21 protein-coding genes and 1 pseudogene are annotated in these 18,525 nt (G+C 70.5%); 5 read left to right on the forward strand and 17 right to left on the reverse strand.

The window, feature by feature from the left end; translation table 11 throughout:
• The first annotated feature begins 28 nt into the window (after positions 1–28).
• Entirely contained in the window at positions 29–814 is a 786-nt protein-coding gene (locus TR46_RS27625; protein ID WP_042406212.1) for a COG4280 domain-containing protein, read from the forward strand.
• Complete coding sequence (locus TR46_RS27630) at positions 811–1,020, forward strand: hypothetical protein (RefSeq protein WP_042406214.1); 210 nt, start codon at positions 811–813, stop codon at positions 1,018–1,020. The genes TR46_RS27625 and TR46_RS27630 overlap by 4 nt, the downstream gene beginning before the upstream one ends.
• Before the next feature lie 49 nt (positions 1,021–1,069).
• Here the strand turns inward: TR46_RS27630 and TR46_RS27635 are convergent, their stop codons facing one another.
• The 10 genes and pseudogenes from TR46_RS27635 to TR46_RS27680 form a co-directional block, all read right to left on the reverse strand.
• On the reverse strand, positions 1,070–1,675 hold the full coding sequence (locus TR46_RS27635) for a Chromate resistance protein ChrB (protein ID WP_201776451.1): 606 nt from the start codon (positions 1,673–1,675) through the stop codon (positions 1,070–1,072).
• Between the two features lie 30 nt (positions 1,676–1,705).
• Positions 1,706–1,903 carry a hypothetical protein gene (locus TR46_RS27640; protein ID WP_042406216.1) on the reverse strand — a complete coding sequence of 66 codons (198 nt, stop codon included), beginning with the start codon at positions 1,901–1,903 and terminating at the stop codon, positions 1,706–1,708.
• Positions 1,893–2,051, reverse strand: a complete 159-nt coding sequence (locus TR46_RS45400; protein ID WP_161790209.1) for a hypothetical protein — start codon at positions 2,049–2,051, stop codon at positions 1,893–1,895. Before TR46_RS45400 ends, TR46_RS27640 begins: the two co-directional genes overlap by 11 nt.
• Before the next feature lie 34 nt (positions 2,052–2,085).
• On the reverse strand, positions 2,086–2,790 hold the full coding sequence (locus TR46_RS45405) for a DUF5134 domain-containing protein (protein WP_084718980.1): 705 nt from the start codon (positions 2,788–2,790) through the stop codon (positions 2,086–2,088).
• A 154-nt stretch (positions 2,791–2,944) separates the two neighbouring features.
• Positions 2,945–3,586 (reverse strand): PDDEXK family nuclease, encoded by a 642-nt coding sequence (locus TR46_RS27650; RefSeq protein WP_152626705.1) that lies wholly within the window; start codon positions 3,584–3,586, stop codon positions 2,945–2,947.
• 249 nt (positions 3,587–3,835) lie between these two features.
• Entirely contained in the window at positions 3,836–4,612 is a 777-nt protein-coding gene (locus TR46_RS27655) for a hypothetical protein (RefSeq protein ID WP_152626706.1), read from the reverse strand.
• 26 nt (positions 4,613–4,638) lie between these two features.
• Positions 4,639–5,289, reverse strand: coding sequence for a hypothetical protein (locus TR46_RS27660; RefSeq protein ID WP_042406224.1), 651 nt, complete (start codon positions 5,287–5,289; stop codon positions 4,639–4,641).
• 33 nt (positions 5,290–5,322) lie between these two features.
• On the reverse strand, positions 5,323–5,997 hold the full coding sequence (locus TR46_RS39965; RefSeq protein ID WP_161790210.1) for an amidase domain-containing protein: 675 nt from the start codon (positions 5,995–5,997) through the stop codon (positions 5,323–5,325).
• A gap of 113 nt (positions 5,998–6,110) precedes the next feature.
• Positions 6,111–7,114, reverse strand: a pseudogene (locus TR46_RS39970) (IS5 family transposase).
• A gap of 84 nt (positions 7,115–7,198) precedes the next feature.
• Positions 7,199–8,338 (reverse strand): DUF4158 domain-containing protein, encoded by a 1,140-nt coding sequence (locus TR46_RS27680; RefSeq protein ID WP_042406318.1) that lies wholly within the window; start codon positions 8,336–8,338, stop codon positions 7,199–7,201.
• A 286-nt stretch (positions 8,339–8,624) separates the two neighbouring features.
• On the opposite strand from TR46_RS27680, the gene TR46_RS27685 reads away from it, so the two are divergent.
• Entirely contained in the window at positions 8,625–8,810 is a 186-nt protein-coding gene (locus TR46_RS27685) for a hypothetical protein (protein ID WP_042406237.1), read from the forward strand.
• Positions 8,811–9,034: 224 nt separating this feature from the next.
• Here the strand turns inward: TR46_RS27685 and TR46_RS41430 are convergent, their stop codons facing one another.
• Positions 9,035–9,343: a hypothetical protein gene (locus tag TR46_RS41430; RefSeq protein WP_042406240.1), complete on the reverse strand. Its 309-nt coding sequence runs from the start codon at positions 9,341–9,343 to the stop codon at positions 9,035–9,037.
• A gap of 253 nt (positions 9,344–9,596) precedes the next feature.
• On the opposite strand from TR46_RS41430, the gene TR46_RS27695 reads away from it, so the two are divergent.
• Both TR46_RS27695 and TR46_RS44615 read left to right on the forward strand, forming a co-directional pair.
• Complete coding sequence (locus tag TR46_RS27695) at positions 9,597–11,429, forward strand: glycosyltransferase (protein ID WP_152626708.1); 1,833 nt, start codon at positions 9,597–9,599, stop codon at positions 11,427–11,429.
• A 226-nt stretch (positions 11,430–11,655) separates the two neighbouring features.
• On the forward strand, positions 11,656–12,180 hold the full coding sequence (locus TR46_RS44615) for a polysaccharide deacetylase family protein (RefSeq protein ID WP_236655543.1): 525 nt from the start codon (positions 11,656–11,658) through the stop codon (positions 12,178–12,180).
• Positions 12,181–12,388: 208 nt separating this feature from the next.
• Here TR46_RS44615 and TR46_RS27705 read toward each other — a convergent pair whose 3' ends face one another.
• From TR46_RS27705 to TR46_RS27730, 6 genes are all read right to left on the reverse strand, one after another.
• Positions 12,389–13,153, reverse strand: coding sequence for a COG4705 family protein (locus TR46_RS27705; RefSeq protein WP_052433141.1), 765 nt, complete (start codon positions 13,151–13,153; stop codon positions 12,389–12,391).
• A gap of 336 nt (positions 13,154–13,489) precedes the next feature.
• Entirely contained in the window at positions 13,490–14,452 is a 963-nt protein-coding gene (locus TR46_RS27710) for a M56 family metallopeptidase (protein WP_042406242.1), read from the reverse strand.
• Between the two features lie 4 nt (positions 14,453–14,456).
• Complete coding sequence (locus TR46_RS27715; protein WP_042406243.1) at positions 14,457–14,837, reverse strand: BlaI/MecI/CopY family transcriptional regulator; 381 nt, start codon at positions 14,835–14,837, stop codon at positions 14,457–14,459.
• Positions 14,838–15,663: 826 nt separating this feature from the next.
• Positions 15,664–16,674 (reverse strand): ABC-2 membrane transporter-related protein, encoded by a 1,011-nt coding sequence (locus TR46_RS27720; RefSeq protein ID WP_042406246.1) that lies wholly within the window; start codon positions 16,672–16,674, stop codon positions 15,664–15,666.
• Positions 16,671–17,570, reverse strand: coding sequence for an ABC transporter ATP-binding protein (locus TR46_RS27725; RefSeq protein ID WP_042406248.1), 900 nt, complete (start codon positions 17,568–17,570; stop codon positions 16,671–16,673). The genes TR46_RS27720 and TR46_RS27725 overlap by 4 nt, the downstream gene beginning before the upstream one ends.
• Positions 17,567–17,971, reverse strand: a complete 405-nt coding sequence (locus tag TR46_RS27730) for a GntR family transcriptional regulator (RefSeq protein ID WP_201776452.1) — start codon at positions 17,969–17,971, stop codon at positions 17,567–17,569. Before TR46_RS27730 ends, TR46_RS27725 begins: the two co-directional genes overlap by 4 nt.
• Positions 17,972–18,525: the final 554 nt, after the last annotated feature.

Genomic DNA, 18,525 nt, shown 5'->3' on the forward strand with positions numbered 1-18,525 from the left:
CGCCCGTCCCCGCCCCTGGAGCCGCCGCGTGAGCTCCTGGGTTCTCTTCCTCACAGTCTTCCTCGCCTGCTCGGTGGAAGCTGTCGAGGCCCTGACCATCATCCTGGCCGCCGGAACCAGCCGGCACTGGGGCTCCGCCCTCCAGGGCACCGGCGCCGCGCTGCTCGCCCTCGCCGCCACCGTGGCGGTCCTGGGCCCGGCCGTCTCGCTGATCCCGATCAACGGGCTGCGCCTGGTCGTCGGCGCGCTGCTGCTGGTCTTCGGCCTGCAGTGGCTGCGCAAGGCCGTGATGCGCGGTTCCGGCTACAAGGCCCTGCACGACGAGACAGCGGCCTACGCCGACGAGGTGGAGGCCGCCCGTGCGGCAGCGGCCGGCGGACGCGGCGCCGTGCGTGACTGGTACGCCTTCACGCTGTCCTTCAAGGGCACCTTCCTGGAGGGGCTGGAGGTGGCCTTCATCATGGTCACCTTCGGCAACAACCAGAAGGACGTTCCGGTCGCCGTCCTGGGCGCGTTGGCCGCGGTGGTGCTGGTCGCCGCCGTCGGCATCGCGGTCCGCGCGCCGCTGGCGCGGGTCCCCGAGAACACCATGAAGTTCGTGGTGGGCACCATGCTCACCTCCTTCGGCGTGTTCTGGGCCACCGAGGGCATCGGTGCCCGCTGGCCCGGCTCGGACACCTCGCTGCTGGTACTGGTCCCAGTGGTGGCGCTGATCGCGCTCGGCTACACCGCAGCCCTCCGCCGCGGTAACCCCGCCGCCAAGAACTCCGTGGCCGCCGCGTCCGGTGTCCCGGTGGAAGGAAGCCTGACATGACGCTGCTGCGCAACTTCGCGATGTTCTGGTACGACTTCATCGTCGGCGACGACTGGCGCGTCGCACTGGGCGTGGTGCTGGCCCTGGCCGCGACCTACGGCCTGGTCAAGAGCGGCGTCGACGCCTGGTGGCTGCCGCCGGTCGCGGTGGTACTCCTGCTCGGCCTGTCGCTGCGCCGGGTCGTGCGGTCCGCCCACCAGGGGTGAACCGCACGGTGGCCCCCGCGCGGTGAGCAAGGGGAAAGGGGAGGGCCCGTCAACGGCCCTCCCCCTCCTCGGCGTAGACCCGGCCCGCGTACTCGTCCAGGACCTGCTCACACTTGGCCAGCGCCGCCGTCGCCTCGGCCTTGCCGGACGCCGCCAGCACATCCCGGTTCTCCACCTTGGCGAACCAGTTGCGCAGCTTCACCAGGTCCTCGTCGTTCTCCTCCAACTCGGCATAGGTGAAGTGCTCGGCCCGGTACTCCTTGTCGATCTGCCCCAGGAAGTCCTGGCAGCGGTCGACGATCTCCTCGTACTCGTCGTTGCGAGCCGCGTTGAATGCCTGCTCCACCTCCGAGCTGCCCGACAGCACCTCGGAGCCCAGCAGCAGCGCGCTGCCGCCCATCTCCACGATCTCGTTGCGCAGCACCCTGAAGGACCGCTCCGCGCCCGGGCCCTGCGGCAGGGCCGCCACCGAGTTCTGCAGGTAGATGGCGCCCAGGCCCTTGATCTTGCGCCACACCCCGGCCCGCAACCGGGTCGGCTCGGCCGGGACCTTGTAGACCAGGACCAGCCAGCGCACCCCGGAACCCTCCACCGGGTGCCCGTCCGCCCGCCCGGCGTCGCCCTTCGGACCCGGCTGCCCCACTGCCTCCGCCACCTGCACTCCTCCGCCGACCAGTCCCGCGACCTACCTGATCAGAGTAGCCATGCGGCCCGGACGCAGACGCACGACGACCGGTCCGCCGCCCGCACGCCCGCAGGTGTTCACCTTGCCGCAACGGGCACGGGCACAGGCCGCCGGCCGGGCCCACGGCAGGCTGGTGGCAGGGTTGTCGCCGGTGAGGTAGCCGGCGGCGGCCGGGTCGTGGGTGAACTCAGCGGGCACCGATCACCTTGAAGCGGTCGGGGAGCCTGTGCACCTCGCCGGCGACCGGGACCGGGTCGGCGATCGCGTCGGTCGCCGACCCCGGGAGCGCCTCCTGCGCGCAGCACCGCTGCGGCAGGAGCAGGGCACCGGCGGTGAGCAGCAGCACGGTCCACAGCCGCAGGTCCCCGAGCAGTGCCGCGTCACCGATGACCGCCGGCGCCAGGTGCAGGGATGCGAAGGCGGTCAGTGACCACAGGGGGACCGGGCGTCGCAGGCCGAGCAGTTCCCAGCACAGCGCGCCGAGGAGCAGCCCGGCGGTGTAGTAGTCGTAGACGCCGGGGCAGCCCCAGGACGATGTGGCACGCTTCGGGCAACTGTGGGGCCCACAGCGGTTCGGGAAGCGGTGCACGGGCGCCTGCCGCGAGCGGTGCGCCGGCCCCGAGCAGGCGGGTGCCGCTGACGACGGCGCTGGCCGCGAAGAACACCAGCAGCGCGCCGGTCAGCCACGGCAGTCCGGCTGGGGTGCGCATGGTGGCCATGCCCGGCATGCTGCCGGCCCGCGGCATCGGTCCGGCCATGGCCACCGCCATGTAGGCCATGGCGAGGTGTCCGACCGCGTGGTCGAGGTGATGCCGGCGGTGGATGGAGCCGCGCAGGGCAGCGCCCAGTGACCACAGGCCAGCCGGCAGGAAGACAAGCAGCCACAGGACTTCGGGAACGGCCGGGCCCACCCCCAGGGGGAACACCATGACGGCCATGGCCATGCCCTTGAGCCCGGCGGAGGCGTCGAGACGCCGCTCCTCGGAGCTGAGCCGGGGCGCGTGGCGACAGCGGGCCAGGCAGTACAGGCCGGTGGCCGCCATGAGCGCGACCATCAGCCATGCCACCGGTGCGGGTGGTTGCATCCGCGTACCCCTCCTGCCGCGCTTGCCGACCCCATCGTCCGTGCATCGTCCGGGGCGGGAACAGGGCGCGCGCCCGGCGCACAGGGGGCTCCGCTGGACCGCTCCTCGCCAGCGGGTATGCCGAGGAACTGATGCGACCGGTGCGATCCGCACATCAACGCGGATCGGCGACGTATCCGAAGCCCGCCGCTGAACCAGCGCTCAGATCGATCCTCCGCAGTCGGGGTACCAGCGGGTCGTCCGGAGCGAGCACGGGTCGGGGGTCGGATTCGAGGGAGACCTCAACGGCGCAGAACAGGCGCCTGCCCCGGTTCCACTCGTTGAGCTCGGCCAGCGCCGCCAGGTGTTCGTGTAGGAACGGGGGGTCTCCGGCTTCGACGCGCTGCCGGCTCCCGGGGCGGTCGCGGCCGCCGGCCGCGACCCACACCACGACGTCGGCGGTCGTCTCGCATCCGTACGCCACCACCTGGCCCAGGTGCTGGTGGTCGCTGTCGCCGAGTTGAGCCTCGATAACCACGGTCCGCCCGTGCTCATCACGGGCGACGATGTCCAGCCGCAGGCCGCCCGCCCAGGACCGGCGGCCGAACACGTCGACGTTCTCGTACAGCTGGCCGACACGGACCTCGCTTCCAGCGGGCTCCAGAGACCGCATCCCCAGACACCGCGCGAGCAGGTCCAGATTCTCGATGAGCCACGGGTGGAAGTCGCCCACCTCCCTCGGCCACAGGTCGGTGGGCCTGCCGACGACCTGAAAACTGGGCGGTGGGCCGAAGGTTGTTCGGTAGGCGCGCTCCATCTCAGCATCGTCCCGGACGCCACTGACATACGCGCCGTCGCGGACCCGCCGGTCCCTGCCGCTGGTCCCGTTGAACCGCAAGCTCCAGGCACAGCAATGGTCCTGACCAGGGCTTCAGCTGTTCGGGGTCAGGACATGGCCCCTTTTGGGCTTACCGACCCCCCCGGTAGCCGCATGCTTACCTGGCCGCCCGTCCGGGTGTGGGGGGAGGGCCGGACCCGGCCCTCCCCCCCGACGCGGGGCTTGTGGTCAGGACGGCACTTGAATCGGCTGTGGCTGCTGCGTGTAGTTGAACTGCAAGGCAACCTGGATGGTCATCGCTTGTGGCGCGGGGAGCGCGCCTTTGGATGCGGCCGCCTTGGTCGCCGCCTGCGGGGTTGCTATCGGGAGGTGTGCGGAGAGGGTTTGGATACGCCCCTGCGAGAGGGTGGCATCCACGGTTATCTCCGCGCCGCCTGGCTGCGTCGATAGTGTGGTCAGCCAGGTCTGGTCGGCTACTGGTTCGTGTTTGGCCAACTTGGCAGTGGATACGGTCAGCTGGTATTCGGTGTGCTGTCCCGTCGCGTCCTCGGTGACGACTGGTTCCATGTTGAGGATGCTGTCGTTCCAGTCGATCGCTCCCATGAGCGTGGTGAGTTGGAATGGGTCGAGTCCTGGGGCTTGAACCTGCGGCATTGCTTGGGGACTTTGTCGCCCCACCTGGATGAGGTTCTGGCCTGTACCGTTCAGCCCCGACTGGGTTTTGGCCTCGAAGAAGATGTCTCCTGCCCGCAGGACGACGACCTTGTCCGTGTTGTTTATGGTGAGTTGGGTCTCTCCCCGTTTCCGAGAGAATTCGAGGGTGACTGCCCCCTGGGCCGTTTCCACGGGGTCGGTCCCTGACTCGACGGTCTCGTTGACGCTGGCCGTTGTCGCTGACAGCGCCGTCGTTCGATGGTAGGCGCTGAGCAGTGTGCTGTGGACTTGCTGCGTTGCGGTGGGCATCGTGGGGCTGCTCGCGCAGCCGGCGGCGAGGAACACGGCCAAGCCGCTGACTGCTACTCGGATGACTCTCACGGACCCTCGCCGGGCGCGAAATCTCCGCGCAGGGAGCTGACGATCCAATGCCCGGCGCTGTTCTTCACCAGGGTGGCCGTGTAGTCCATGACGTTCGCCGGGTTCGCTGTGGTCCACTTGCCGTCGGGCTGCTGCTGCTGGAACTTGGCCCAGACGGTCACTTGCGCCTGAACGGTTGCGGTTGCTCCCGCAACGCCGACCTGTGTGAACGTCACCTTGGACGTGCCGCTTCCGAGGTTTCGGAACTTCGGATCGGCTTCGTTGGACACGGCGTTATGCAGCGCAACGGCTTCGTGCTTGGCCTGGTCTGGGGTGAAGTGCTGGGCGAGAACCGCCGCGCCGTCGGTCAACTGCCGCGCTCGTACGGATGAGCCGACCTGTGGAGCCACCTGGCCGTTGGCGAGGGCTGCGAGGGGGCCGAGGGCGGAGGCGGGCGGTGCATCGACGCTCCGGGTCGCCTGGATGGCTGCGGTGAACCCGGCCTTCACCGCGCTCAGCTGTGCCGCGTCGTTCTGGACGGTGCTGGCTACGGACTGCTGGGTTCCTGATGCGGAGTCGGTCCAGCTGACTCCGATCAGAGTGCCGGCGGCTGCTACCGCCAGGGTGCCAAGGATGACGGTGCGTGGGCGATGAGTGGTTGCAGGCATCTTCGTCTCTCCTGTTGCTCGCTGCGGGCAGTCTCAGTTCGCGGCGTCGATGTGCATGAAATAGATCGTCGTTGTCGCGTAGTAGGCGTTGTACGGCTTGAGAGACCAGAATGCGTGGTATCGGTTCGACGTGTGCTCGTCGACGTAGTTCCCGTCCCAGACCTGGTTGGGGTACAAGTTGGGGTCGGTGCCGTAGCCGACCTGGATGGCGGCGTGGCTGATCCCCTCGCCCTGGCCCCAGTCGTAGAACAGGACGTCGCCCTCGGTCACCGCGTTGGGGTCCCAGTAGGCGGTGGAGCTACCCGATGCGGTCCCTTCCGGAATGCCGCCGGGGTAGTCGTCCACCAAGAAGTTGTGGTAGCTCACGGCAACCGACCATGTCTGGCTCCAGCTGAATTCCGTGTGCAGCTGATTCGAGTAGATCCACCAGTTCGTCACGCTCGTGGTGCTCTGGTAGGGGTTTCGGAAGGGGTAGCCGCCGGCGTGGACTGCTTGGGAGACGAAGTTCGTGCAGTCCGAGCCGAAGACCGGGTACAGAGAGCTGTTGGGGCTCGTCGCGTATTTGTCGGCATAGGCGGAAGCCGTAGTTCCGCTATAAGCAGCTGCCGGGCCGGCGGTGACACAGACGGCCGACGCCGCCAAGCTGGCAGTGAGCAAGCCGATGAAACGGCCCTTGAGTTTGAAACCCGGCATTTGCGGCTCTCCCATCGCACGGCATGACAAAGGATGGTGCGCGAGCCGACCCATAATTTGACCCGAATCGGCGGCGTGAGCCTAGGTCGAAGCCTCCCCGGAGCACTAGGGCGCGTATTTGGTTGTGATCAATTGGCGGCCCGGGTGAGGTCTTTGATCCAGATCATCGAGGCGCGGAGGTGGACTCCGGCGAGGTAGCTTTCGGGTGTCTTGTCGTATCGGGTTGCGATGCCTCGCCAGGCCTTGAGCTTGTTGATCAGGCGCTCGACGGTGTTCCTCTCCTTGTAGAGATCGGCGTCATGTTCCACGGGCCGACCGCCGCCGGAGCCCTTCCTCTTCCGGTTCGCGGCCTGGTCGGCCTTCTCCGGGATGACGGCCTTGATGCCGCGCTTGCGCAGGTGGGCGCGGTTGCCGCGGGAGGAGTAGGCCTTGTCCCCGGCGACCGCGTCCGGCCTGGTGCGGGGCCGACCCACCGGCCCGCAGACCCGGATCTTCCTCAGCACGGGGATGAACTGCGGACTGTCCGCGGCCTGCCCGACGGTCAGGATGAACGCCAACGGCCGGCATTTTCGGTCGGCAGCGAGGTGGACCTTGGTGGTCTGCCCGCCTCTGGACCGCCCGAGGAGGGCGGCCTTCAAGCGGAGTCTGCGCCGACGCCGGATGCGCCGACGTTCCTCCCGTTCGGGGTCGACTTCTACGTCCTGACCGTTTTGTTCTTCGGCATCGCCCCCTTTGACCTGGCCTTCTCCTCCTCTGCGGCAGCTTTCTCCAGTGCGGTGAGCACGTCCTCGCCCATGTGCATGCCTGCGGCGTCGTGGTGAGCCCGCGCGGTGGTGGAGTCAATGCTGACCAGCGACAAGTCCACCTCGCCGCGGTTCGCGGCCTCCGCGATCAGACCCTCCAGCAGAGCCTCGAACACGCCCGCGTCCCGCCACTGCCGGAAGCGGTTGGACACCGTCGACCAGGCGCCGAACTCCTGCGGCATCTCCCGCCACTGCCCGCCGGTCTTGAACCGCCAGATCACGCCTTCGAACTGCTGCCGCAGTTGCTCGGGGTACGGGCCGAACTCGCCGACCGGCAGGTGTGGCCGAATGAACTCCCACTCACCGTCAGTCAGTTGCGCTCTCGTCACCCACGTAGATCTACCAGTCCAAGCCCCGTGAGGCAGGCCAATCCCACAGAATGATCACAACCAAATACGCGCCCTAGTCCCGGCCTAGTGCCCGTGGTCACGCGGCAACCGGGGAGCGGCCTGGGCCAGCGCCGCACGCAGCCGCTCCATCCCGATGGTGCCGCGCAGCAGCGCGCCGACCTCCTCGTCCTCCACCGAGGTGTCCACCAAAACAGGGAGGATCACGTCCAGTAGCGCCTGCCGGTTCTCGCCGGCCGACGCCCGCGCCGCCAGGGCCTCCTTCATCTTGTTCCTCGCCCGGCTCTCGCGCGCCGAGACCGCCTGGTCGAACAGGGAGACCACGTCGTCCAGGACGTCGGCCGCGGACTGCGCCAGGACGGTCAGCAGGATCGGGTGGCGGCGCTGCGGCTCGCGCCGGTCCAACGACTGCGGGGTCAGCCGGCGCCCCACCATGGCCAGGAAGCGGCGCCGCTCGGCGGGGAGCTGGGACAGGTCCAGGGTATGCGCGTCCAGTCTGCGCAGATAGGCGAGCTTGTCCAGCTCGTCCTTCACCGCCGACGCCGAGTCGTGGGTGGCACCCGTGCCCAGCCAGTGCAGCCGCGAGGACCCGATCACCGGATCGTGGTCCAGCAGCGAGTCCAGGTCGGCCGTCCGCTGCCCGTTCAGCAGATGGGCCACCCGCTGGTAGGTCTCCCGACCCGCCGCCGCGCGGGCCCAGGCGACCCGCTCCAGCAGCTTGACCACGCCCGGGCGGATCACCCGCGAAGAGATCAGGTGTTCGCAGCCCAGCCGGAACAGCAGGGAAGGGGAGTCGTGCTCCATCGCCCGCGCGAGCAGGAACTCGACGAGTTGCTTCAGCTCCAGCGCCTTGGCCGACTTCCACCGCAGGTAGCGGGCCACCTCCTGCAGATGATCGGTGCGGGTCCGGCGGCGCGCACCGTAGGACGCCAACTCCTCCGCGGATATCCGCAGGCGCTCGGCGAGCCGGTCCACCGCCGCGCGCGGCGCGCAGGCGACGTCATCGGGCACGAACCCGATCCACGGCAAGGTACAGAGCTGGACAGCCAGTCCCATCCGGTCCTTGGCACTACGGCCCCGGCCCGGGTCGATGAACCCCTCATCCGCCGGCGTCAACGTGAAGAACCGGATCAACTCCTCCCGGTTGATCTCCGGGAACCCCCGCAACCGCTCCAGCTCAACATCCGAGAACACACGGGTCGCCACCCCGAACCTCCACCCAGCTGCACATCAGCACCCGCGGGCACAGAGCCGCCCGCCCGGGGCAACCGTAGAACCACCCACCACGAGCCGTCAGCCGAATCACCAACATCACCGCAGGTCAGGGATATCCGGTATTTTTGCGGCCGTTACTACTGGGACCCCCCTCCCGGTCGCCCTGACCGGCGCGGCCGCGGTGGGCCCTGGTCGCGTTCTCGCGCCCGTACAGCGGCGGCGCGCTACCCCGCCAACGTCCCCGGCTCCCTGATCGTGTCCCGCCTCCGCGATCATCTTGCTGGCCAGGCTGTGGCGCACCTGGCTGCTGCCGTGCCTGCACACCATCCCGGTGGCCTCCCCGCTCCTGGCCCGCTTCGGCCCTCTGGACGTGGAGCCCGCCGCGCAGGCACCCGGGACGAGGGTGTTCGCCGGCCACTACCGGATCGAATCGAGTCGGCATCACCGCTATGCGGCGCACTGACCGAACGGAACGCCGGGCAAAGTACCTCTGTGGCTGCCACCTCTGCGCCGCGCGCTGTACTCGTCGTCGCTGCCGAGCCGTCAGTGTTCGCCAGCCGGCTGCGGGCGTGGTGCGCACCGGGCGCCCGGCTGGCTGGTTGACGCGGGCCGCCGTCCAGGGTGCCTCAGCGCATCCGTATCGAGTTCGGCCGTGGGCCCGGCCGCCGCCGACACGCACCGGATCGGCTATCGGTCCCGCGCCTGGTGGACCGAGGATTCGAGCCCGTCGCGAACCGCCTGCCGCCGGCCCGTTGTCCACGACCCCGCCGCGGCGAGCACGAGGGCGGCTACCAGCACGCCCCGCTCTGGATCCTGCGCGAGCAGTACCGACGCCAACGCGGTCATGGCCAACGCGCAGGCCAGCGTGTGCGCGCGCCTCAGGGCCCGCTGCGAGCGGGCTGACCAGCAGGCGATGCGGGCGTCGCAGTAGACGAGCGCGGCGGCGCTGCGGCCCAGCACGCGCTCGGCCCGGGACGGGTATACGGCAGCGGGCACGGGAACTCCAGTCGCAAAGGTCAACTCCAAGCTACTACACGATGTAGACATCCAGTACGCGGCAGGGGGCACGGCGGGCGGGACGCCCCGTCTACTACAGCATGTAGAGTGTCGGGTGCCGCGCCTGCCCTGCAGCCGCTGCGTGCGACCACCACGACCGGAGACCTCCGGGCGCTCCCGCCGAGCCGCGGCGCCCGGGTCGGCGGCGGGGGTCGCCCGCGGTCTGCTTCCCCACTAGTTCGGAGTCTGGTCGATGGCACCACGCGCCAGCCTGCTCGACACCGTGTCCGCCGTGCCCGCGCCGCGGCCCGCGCGCGAGGAACGGGGGCGGATCACGGTCATCTCCGCGAGCGTGGGCGCGGGCCACGACGGAGCCGCCGACCAGCTCGCCCGCCGTCTGCTGGAGCAGGGCTGGGCGGTGGACCGGCTCGACTTCCTGGACCTGCTCCCGGCCCGCTTGGGCCGTCTGGTCAGCGGCGCCTACCACCGCCTGCTGACGGTGGCCCCGTGGTCCTACCAGCGCATCTACGCCAGCACCGACCGCGCCCGGCGCCCGGGGCGCCTGGCCCGGGCCTTCCTGCGGACCGCCGAGCGCCGCACCCTGCGGGCCCTGCCCGCGGGCACCCGCGCGGTGGTGTCGACCTACCCCGGTGCCAGTCAGGTCCTGGGTCGGCTGCGCCGCACCGGCCGTCTCGCCGTCCCGGCCCTGACCTACCTGACCGACCTGTCGGTCCACCCGCTGTGGGTGGCCCCCGGCATCGACCTGCACCTGGCCGCCCACGACATCCCCGCCGCCCAGGCCCGCGCCCTGGGCGCGGAACACGTCGCGGTATGCGGCCCGGTCGTGGACCCGCGCTTCAACCCCGCCACCACCCAGCAGCGCCACGAGGCACGGAGCCGCTTCGGCCTGCCCGACCGGGCGACCCTGGCACTGCTGGTGGCCGGGTCCTGGGGGGTGGGCGAGGTCGCGCGGGTGGCCGCCGAGGTCCGCGACAGCGGTGCTGCGGTGCCGGTGGTGGTCTGCGGACGCAACCAGGCCCTGGCCGACCGGCTGCGGGACCAGGGGATCGAGCACGCCTTCGGGTGGGTGTCCGACATGCCCGGCCTGATGCACGCCTGCGACGTGCTGGTGCAGAACGCGGGCGGCCTGACCTCCCTGGAGGCGCTGGCCTGCGGACTGCCGGTGGCCAGCTACCGCTGCATACCCGGCCACGGGCAGACCAACGCCGCAGCGCTCCAGCAGGCCGGACTCGCCCCCTGGATCCGCGAACCCGCCCGCCTTGGCGCCGTCCTGCGTGACCTCGCAGGAGGACCGGCGGGGCAGCGGAACCGGCAGGCCGGCCTGGCCCTGCACCAGCAGGCCAACGGCCCGACCCGGGCCATCGAGCACGCGGCAGCGGCGGGGCTTGCGGCTGCTTCACCCGCTGCCGCGTCAGTGTCCCGCCGACCGCGCCGCAAGCTCGCGTTCACGGCGGCCGCCCTGGCCGCAGCGACCTGGCTGTCCACCGGCGGCACCGAACTCGCGGTCGCCTACGGCGGATTCGACACCCTGAGCACCAGCCGGGCCGACCGGTCCTTCCTGGTGGTGCACCCGCCGCGGGGTCACCGGCTGGACGATGCGACGATCCGGGACCTGGTGGCCGCCCACGCGGCGGTGGCCATCGACGCCACGCAGGCCGCCGCCGACCCCGCCGAGATCCGCCACCTGGCCTCGGCCGGACTGACACTGGTCAACGCCGGCTACGGCACCCCCTACGCCACCGGCATCCTCACCCGCCGCGGCAGCCTCGCCGCCGGAGCCGACGCCCTGCACGCGGCCACCGGGAAGGTCCCCGGCTACTTCCTGTCCAGCACCGATGTGGACGCCGTCGATCTCGCACTCGCCGCCTACCACCGCGAGCACCTGGTCGTCCCCACAACCCGACTCGCCTGCACCACCGCTCCTGGAAGTACCGCACTGGGGCAGGTGATCCTCCTGGAATGCGGCACCGGCCAGCCGGCCGCTCTCGACGCCGCCCTGCGCCGACTCCTGCACACGCTGTCCCCCGGCACACTCACCGCTCTCGCCCAGGGCAAGGACCGGTGACCCCGGCCCGAGCGCGCCGCACCGGTTTCGGTATCGCGGCCACCGCGGCTACGGCACTCGCCGTCGTACACGCCGCCCCGGCGCTGTCCGCCTGCCGGCCCCTGCGCACCAGAGCCATGCCGCGCCTGGCCGGCATCGGCGAACCCCACCGCGTAGCCCTCACCTTCGACGACGGCCCGGACCACTGTCCACCCCACGCTTCCTGGACCTGCTCCAGGACCGCGGCGTGCACGCCACCTTCTTCGTCCTGGGCTCGCGGGCCGCCGCCGCCCCCGCGCTGGTGCGCGAGATCGCCGACGCCGGCCACGAGATCGCCGTCCACGGCTGGACCCACCGACCTCTGCCGCTGCGCGGCCCCCGTGCCACCTACGAGGACCTCACCCGAGCCATCGGCACCATCGCCGACCTGGCCGGCCAGGCGCCGCGCCTCTTCCGCCCCCCGTACGGTGTCATGAGCGCCGCCGCCCACCTGGCCTGCCGCAGGCTCGGGCTGACCCCGGTGCTGTGGACCGCCTGGGGCCGGGACTGGAGCTGCCACGCCGCCCCCGGCCAGGTCCACGACACCGTCATGTCCGACCTGCACGGGGACGGCACGATCCTGCTCCACGACTCCGACTGCACCTCCGCCCCTGCCTCCTGGCGCTCTGCCCTGGGCGCACTGCCCGCCCTGCTGGACACCTGCCAGGTCCAGGGCTGGAAGGTCGGCCCCCTACGCGACCACGGCATCCGGCCATACGCCCCGACGAGGTGATCGAAGCGCTCGGACCAACCCACTGAGCAGCCCGGCCATTTCCCGCAGGTGAGCCCCGAATGGGCCAGACGAGCGCGCCTGCGGCAACTGACGCGGTGGTACCAGCGCCAGCAAAACGTGCCCGGGGGAGGTAGCCGCGGGCTTGGCCTGCGACGTGGCACAGCCGGGCACGCCCCCGGTCCGCCAGCCGTGTGGTCGGTCCTGTTCACTACGCGATCCCGGGGAGCGACCCCTCTCCCACGGCGGGGGCCGACCGACGCTGGACGTCCACCTTGCTGGCCGCGAGGTACGCGACCAGCAGCACGATCAGGGCACCGAGGGCCAGTACCACCGGTCCGTCACCAAGGCCGACACCGCCGACAGAGCGGGGCTTGCCCAGGCCGTCGGCGATCGAGGCGCCGAGCGGTCGGGTCAGGACGTAGGCGGCCCAGAAACAGAACACCGGATTCCAGTCCAGCCACCGGTACCCCGCGGCCGGGACCAGGATCAGCGCGGCGAACACCGCCGCGGAGGTGAAGTAGCCCAGGTGCAGGGTGAAGGCGGTGAAGTCGCCGACCGCGGTGCCCATGGCGAAGGTGGCCACGACCGTGGCCCAGTAGAACGCCTCGCGCCGCCGGGTGTCGATGCTGTGGATCGACAAGGTGCCCTCGGTACGCCGCCACAGCCAGAACACGGCGAGCAGCAGCACCGCGTACAGGACGCTGGAGGCGGTGTAGGGAACGCCGAGGGCCACGTGCATCACGTCGGCGGCCATGGTGCCGAAGATGCCGACCATGACGACGGCGAACCAGTACGTCCAGGCCCAGTAGCGGGCCATCCGGAACTGGAGCGCCAGAGCGATCAGGAACGCGGCGAAGCCCAGCACGACGGCGAGCTGCGGCGCCATGGCCTGGACCAGGTAGTCAGAGGCCCCCTCACCCACCGCCGTCGACAGTCCCTTGACGATCCAGAACGCGGCGACGATCCCGGGCACGCGAAGCGCGCCACCAGGAAGACCGGGGGAACCGGTGGCGGCACTGCCGGAACGGGCATGGCGAGCAATCGAAGTCATGGGTCGTTGGAGGCGCGGGGCTCCGTGTGGGCCCGATTCCTCCGTCTCCTTTCAATCCGGGCCTGCGGCTGTTCCGCACTCGGCACGACGGTTGTCCTGTGGCTGGTGCTGCGCAGTACCCCATGCATTGGACCGAGCCGGACAATCGGGTCACCCCCGTGCCGGTGGACCCACTGCACTGGCCAGCTGTTCCGGCCCCGATCCCCGCCAGCCTGTGACGTCTGAGCACTGGGAAATGGTCGCGTTCGGACCGGGGCCTCACCACGTGTACGGGTCGGCCGGGGCAGTGGCGGCGGTCTCGGCATGCTCGAACAGCCTGTCGGTGTCGTGGGCGGCCTCGGCCAGGCTGCCGCAGGACAGGGCCAGCAGCAGCGTGAAGGCCACCAGCGGCATCCTCCGGTGTGCGGGCGGCGGGACGAGCAGCGCTTTCACCCGGCGCGGGACCGGGCCGCCGGTCGCGGCCAGCAGCGCGGACACGCGCCCTGCGGCGGTCTTGGCCAGGGCGGCGCGGGCCACGGCGCGGGCCACGGTGGCGCGGTCGCCGACGGCGGTGGCGGCGTCCTCGTCGGCCCAGCGTTCCACGGTGTAGGCGCCCTCGGTGGCCAGGGGCCGCAGCAGCGGGCAGGCGGCGGCGGCCAGTTGCAGGGTGACCAGGAAGAAGTGGTGCTGGTGGCGCAGGTGGCTGCGCTCGTGGGCCACCAGCGCCTCGCGCTCAGCTGGCGCCAGGGTCTGCAGCATGCCGGTGGAGACCACGATCCGCCCACGGGTCCCCACCGGCACCGCCAGTCCCGGCAGCCCCGGCAGCGCAAATGCCTCCAGGCGCTCGTCGTCGATCACTGCGAGTTCCCCGTCGCCGGGCAGGCGATGGCAGTCCCGGTAGGCCCGGACCAGTGCGCGCCCGCGCAGCCAGGACGCGCGCCCCAGGGCGATGGTCATCACCGCTAGGACCAGGCCGCACCCGGCCGCGACGCTGCCCGGCAGCGGATCGGCGGCATGCAGCACTCCGGTCGACCACTGCCCGAGGAAGGCCACCAGCGGAATCTGTCCGAACCCGATGAACGCCAGCAGGGCCAGCGCCCCGGCCCACCCGGCAACGGCCACGACCGCAGCGGTGATCAGCACCCAGGACCCGGCGCGCGGCGGCAGCCTGCGTACCATCCGCGGGGCGAGGAACGCGAGCAGGGTACTGACCGCGAACGGGACGTAGACGCTGATACGCACCGGATTACTGCCCCTGGTCCCCGCGCAGCAGCTGCTGGAGCAACTGCTCGTCCTGCAGGGAGAGGTCCGAGACGAAGCGGGCCAGCACCGCCTGGCGGTCCGAGCCGTGCTCCAGCAGCGAGACCATGTGCTCCGCTGTGTGCTCGGCCTCGTCACGAACCGGGGTATACGCGTACCCGCGACCCAGCCGCTGACGCGTGAGCATGCCCTTGTCGTACAGCCTGGACAGAATCGTCATCACGGTGGTGTAGGCCAGCTCCCCCGGCAGCGCCTCATTGACCTGAGCCGCCGTCAAAGCGCCCGGCGCGGCCCACAGCACACCGAGCACGTCACCCTCCAATCGGCCCGCAGGCCGCCGCCCGCCACTGCGCACCGGATCACTCATCCGTCCCTCACTCCCCTCAGTGCCGCCGTGCGGCCGCGCCGGCGATCTAGCAGCGGCCGGATCGGCTGTGGCAGCGACACGACAGCAGGCATCGCAACTCCGGCGCAATCCTCAAACCCAAGCTACTACACAGTGTAGACATTCTGCGCCTGCCCGGCCGGAACGCCGGGATGCCCACCAACAGCGTGGATGATCCGGACGGCAGCCTCGACGACTGCTGTCTACCGGACCGACAGCCGGGTTCACGCGCCGCACCGGGGCAGCGACGGCACCGCGGCGGTCCCTGGCCACGACCGTCCCCCACTCGGACCCGGCGCGGTTCGGCACCGGCACGGCGAACACCCCCCCCGGGGCCGGTCCCACCGGACCGGAGCCGGTGGGGTGCGAGGCCAGCGGCCGGCGCATATGAGACGCCTCCACCGCCTCCGACCAGCCCCGGCTGACCTGGCCCGTCCTAGCCTCTACCGGCGCCGCCTACCTGACTGCGTTGAGGGCGAGTCTCTCGCGGAGGCCGGTGTGCGCCCTCATACGGTGGCCAGGTCGCCGCGCGAGGCGGGGGCGGTCAGGGGTCCGGCGCGGACGAGCAGGGCCACCGCGGCGAGGGATTGTTCACGACCCGCCGATGCAGACATTGTTCAGTACCCTGCAACGGGCGTGGAAGAGAAGAGGGGCGACACCGCCTCAGCAGCTTCGCCACCACGATGCAGAGGGTCACAGCGGCAATGCTGAACCCGCCGCGAACCCGTCCACTCACAGCTGACCCGCTCGGGCACTGAAAAAGCCGGGCCAGGGAGCAAGCTCCCCGGCCCGGCCACGCCTGTGCCGGTCAGTCGTGGTGTCGACGGATACGCCAGAAGCAGGCCCCGCTGAACAGTGCGGCCAGTGCCAGGTAGATGCCGGTTTCGTACCACTGCAGCGGCCAGTAGTTGCTGCCGGGCTGGTAGGTGAGGTCGATGTGCAGGTCGTGTGGTGCCAGGCAGTCGCCGATCGCCGCCATGCCCTGTGGCCCACCGTTCATGCAGGTGCTGACCTCGCTGAAGGAGATCTGCTGTCCCTGGCTGTTCAGGACGTTGCCTCCGGACTGGATCCAGGCACCGGCCGGCCCGGGGTTGAAGACGGTGAGAAGGTCGTTGCCGCCATCGCTTCCGATGCCGCCGGCCTGGCTGAGCAGGCTGGCGTTGACCGCCGGTTGGCTGACGGTCGACGGCAGCAGGTTGGGCCGGACCTGGGTGGCGAACAGGACCTGAAGGCCGACGAACACGGCGAGGGTGAGAGCCATGGCCAGCAGGACGCGCCGGAAGGCGAGGCCGAGCGCTGTGGCGAGGGCGAACGCGAACGCCGCGTACCCCAGCGGCACGATGTTGCGGGTGGCGAAGGTGACCGCGCCGAACCGGCTGTCGGCGACATGGTCAAGCGGACTGGCCCACCAGGTGACCAGGAGGCTGAATGACCCGGAGGTCGCGATGGCCGCAAGGCCAACGGCGGTGAGTTTGACGGTGAGCCACCGCATGGGGGTGATGCTCTGGTTCCAGGTCATGCGGTGCGTGCCGCGCTCCAGCTCCGAGGCGATCAGCGGAGCGCCCCAGAAGACGCCTATCAGGGGCGGCATGGCGAGCAGGAGGAGCTGGAACAGTTGCAGGGGCCCGTTGTGCGCCTGCTGGAACTGTTGGAGGATCAGGCCGCACTGGCTGCGGGGCTGTCTGCACGCGGCCTCGGCGACCGTGTAGGCGTGGTGCATCTGCTGGCCGGTGACCAGGAGGTAGATCGCGGCTGCCGCAAGGACGGTGGCTGCCGCGAGGGCCTGGATGCGGAATTGGCGCCAGGTGAGCCAGATCATCGCGTGGTCTCCGGGTTCTGCGCGGTGGAGCGGTCACCCGAGGCGACGGCACGTTCCATATAGGTCAACACCAGGTCCTCCAGGCCGACCGGTTCCACCGCCCAGTCGCCCGCGGGTACCGGGGCCGCGCTGCGCACGAGGAATGTGCTCTGGCGTTCGGTGTGCTCGGCGTGGACGAGGTCCAGGCCGGGGGGCAGGGTGTCGGGGTCGCGGCGCGAGCAGACGATCCGATGGTGGTCGCCAGTGAGCTCCTCGACCTCTCCGGCCAGGCGCACGCGACCCGCCGCCAGCACGATCACGTAGTCGCACACCCGTTCCAGGTCGGAGATGAGGTGGGAGGAGAGAATCACGCTGGTGCCCTGTTCGGCGACTCCTTCCATGAGGTGCCGCAGGAAGTCGCGCCGGGCCAGCGGGTCCAGGCTCGCCACTGGCTCGTCCAGAATCAGCAGGTCCGGTCGTTTACCGGTGGCGACCGTCAGCGCGAGCTGGGCGCGTTGGCCGCCCGAGAGCCTGCCGGCCTTCTGCGCGGGATCCAGTCCCAGGCTCTCGATGCGCTGGGCGGCGAAGGCCTGGTCCCAGCGGGGGTTGAGGCGTGCACCGAGCTTGAGGTGGTCGGCGACCGACAGGCCGGGGTAGACCGGGGTGTCCTGGGCGACGAAGCCGACCCGGGCCACCTGCTCGGGGCCCGCCCCGGGGCGGGACCCGAGCACGGTGACGCTTCCGGTGGTGGGGGTGAGCATGCCGCAGGCCAGTTTCAGCAGGGTGGACTTACCCGCGCCGTTCGGGCCGACGAGGCCGACCACGTGCCCGGAGGGGATGTCCAAGGTGCATTCGGACAGTGCCTGGCGCTGTCCGTAGCGCTTGCCCAGCGCGTGGGCTTCGACGATCGCGGTCATCTGTCCTCTTCGGCGGTGTTGCGGAAGGTGTTGTGGAACAGGGCCTGGATCCCCGCGTCGGTCAGGCCCGCTGCACGGGCCCGGGCCAGCCAGGCCACCAGGTCCTGGCGCAGCGGTTCCTGTTCGGCGAGCGAGGCCTGGCTCAGGGAACGGGTGATGAAGGTGCCGACACCGGGTTTTGGCGCCGCCAGGCCCTCGTGCTCGAGCTCCCGGTAGGCCTTGAGGACGGTGTTCGGGTTGATCGCGACCTTGGCCACGACCTGTTTGACCGTGGGCAGCTGGTCGCCCTCGGTCAACAGGCCCAACAGCAGCGCCTGCCGTACCTGCTGAACGATCTGCAGGTACGGGGCGACGCCGGAGTGGGCGTCCAGCCGGAAGTCGATCACCAGTCCTCTATTCATCTAGGGTCCTAGTACAATAGATGCACTGCATGGCATCGCGTCAAGGCCGCCGCCCCTAGCTGTCTGGCACGCCTCCCGGCTTCAACCACGGCAATGGGCTCCCCAACTGCAGTCCTTGCGTAGACGGCGTGCCCAGCGCGGCTTGAGACAGGGCGGAGCGGTGAGACACCCGAACTGTCCCTAACCGGGGCAGGCGGCGGGGAGGAGGACGTGGGTGTGTCGGCAGGTGCGGCAACGGGCTCGCTGCGGGCGGACCTGGCGGGTGCTGCCGTCGGCCTGGCGGACGGGGCACTGACGCGCGCTGCCCCAGGGCCGCAGCGGGCTGTGGCAGGTAGGGCATGGCAGCTGGCCGTGCGTCAGGTCGTGGCTGGCCTGTCCGTCGTCCAGGACCGCGATCATGGTGTGTCCTTGGCTCCATCGGACAGGACCGTCGCAGCCCACCTGTACGCGAAACCCAGACGAACCGAGCGCACTCCGGTCCCCGAACCCGAGATCGGAATCAATGTGTACTAAATGTGTACTGGGCGGCAGAACCCAGGGCTCTCGAAGCCAAC

This window comes from Streptacidiphilus carbonis (assembly GCF_000787775.1).
GTDB classification, from domain to species: Bacteria; Actinomycetota; Actinomycetes; order Streptomycetales; family Streptomycetaceae; genus Streptacidiphilus; species Streptacidiphilus carbonis.

Bases quoted from the DNA above. Each gene is read 5' to 3' on its own strand.
- TR46_RS27630 (WP_042406214.1), top strand. From the start codon at position 811: ATGACGCTGCTGCGCAACTTCGCGATGTTCTGGTACGACTTCATCGTC.
- TR46_RS45405 (WP_084718980.1), bottom strand. From the start codon at position 2,790: ATGCAACCACCCGCACCGGTGGCATGGCTGATGGTCGCGCTCATGGCG.
- TR46_RS27650 (WP_152626705.1), bottom strand. From the start codon at position 3,586: ATGGAGCGCGCCTACCGAACAACCTTCGGCCCACCGCCCAGTTTTCAG.
- TR46_RS27660 (WP_042406224.1), bottom strand. From the start codon at position 5,289: ATGCCTGCAACCACTCATCGCCCACGCACCGTCATCCTTGGCACCCTG.
- TR46_RS39965 (WP_161790210.1), bottom strand. From the start codon at position 5,997: ATGGGAGAGCCGCAAATGCCGGGTTTCAAACTCAAGGGCCGTTTCATC.
- TR46_RS27695 (WP_152626708.1), top strand. From the start codon at position 9,597: ATGGCACCACGCGCCAGCCTGCTCGACACCGTGTCCGCCGTGCCCGCG.
- TR46_RS27715 (WP_042406243.1), bottom strand. From the start codon at position 14,837: ATGAGTGATCCGGTGCGCAGTGGCGGGCGGCGGCCTGCGGGCCGATTG.
- TR46_RS27720 (WP_042406246.1), bottom strand. From the start codon at position 16,674: ATGATCTGGCTCACCTGGCGCCAATTCCGCATCCAGGCCCTCGCGGCA.
- TR46_RS27725 (WP_042406248.1), bottom strand. From the start codon at position 17,570: ATGACCGCGATCGTCGAAGCCCACGCGCTGGGCAAGCGCTACGGACAG.
- TR46_RS27730 (WP_201776452.1), bottom strand. From the start codon at position 17,971: ATGAATAGAGGACTGGTGATCGACTTCCGGCTGGACGCCCACTCCGGC.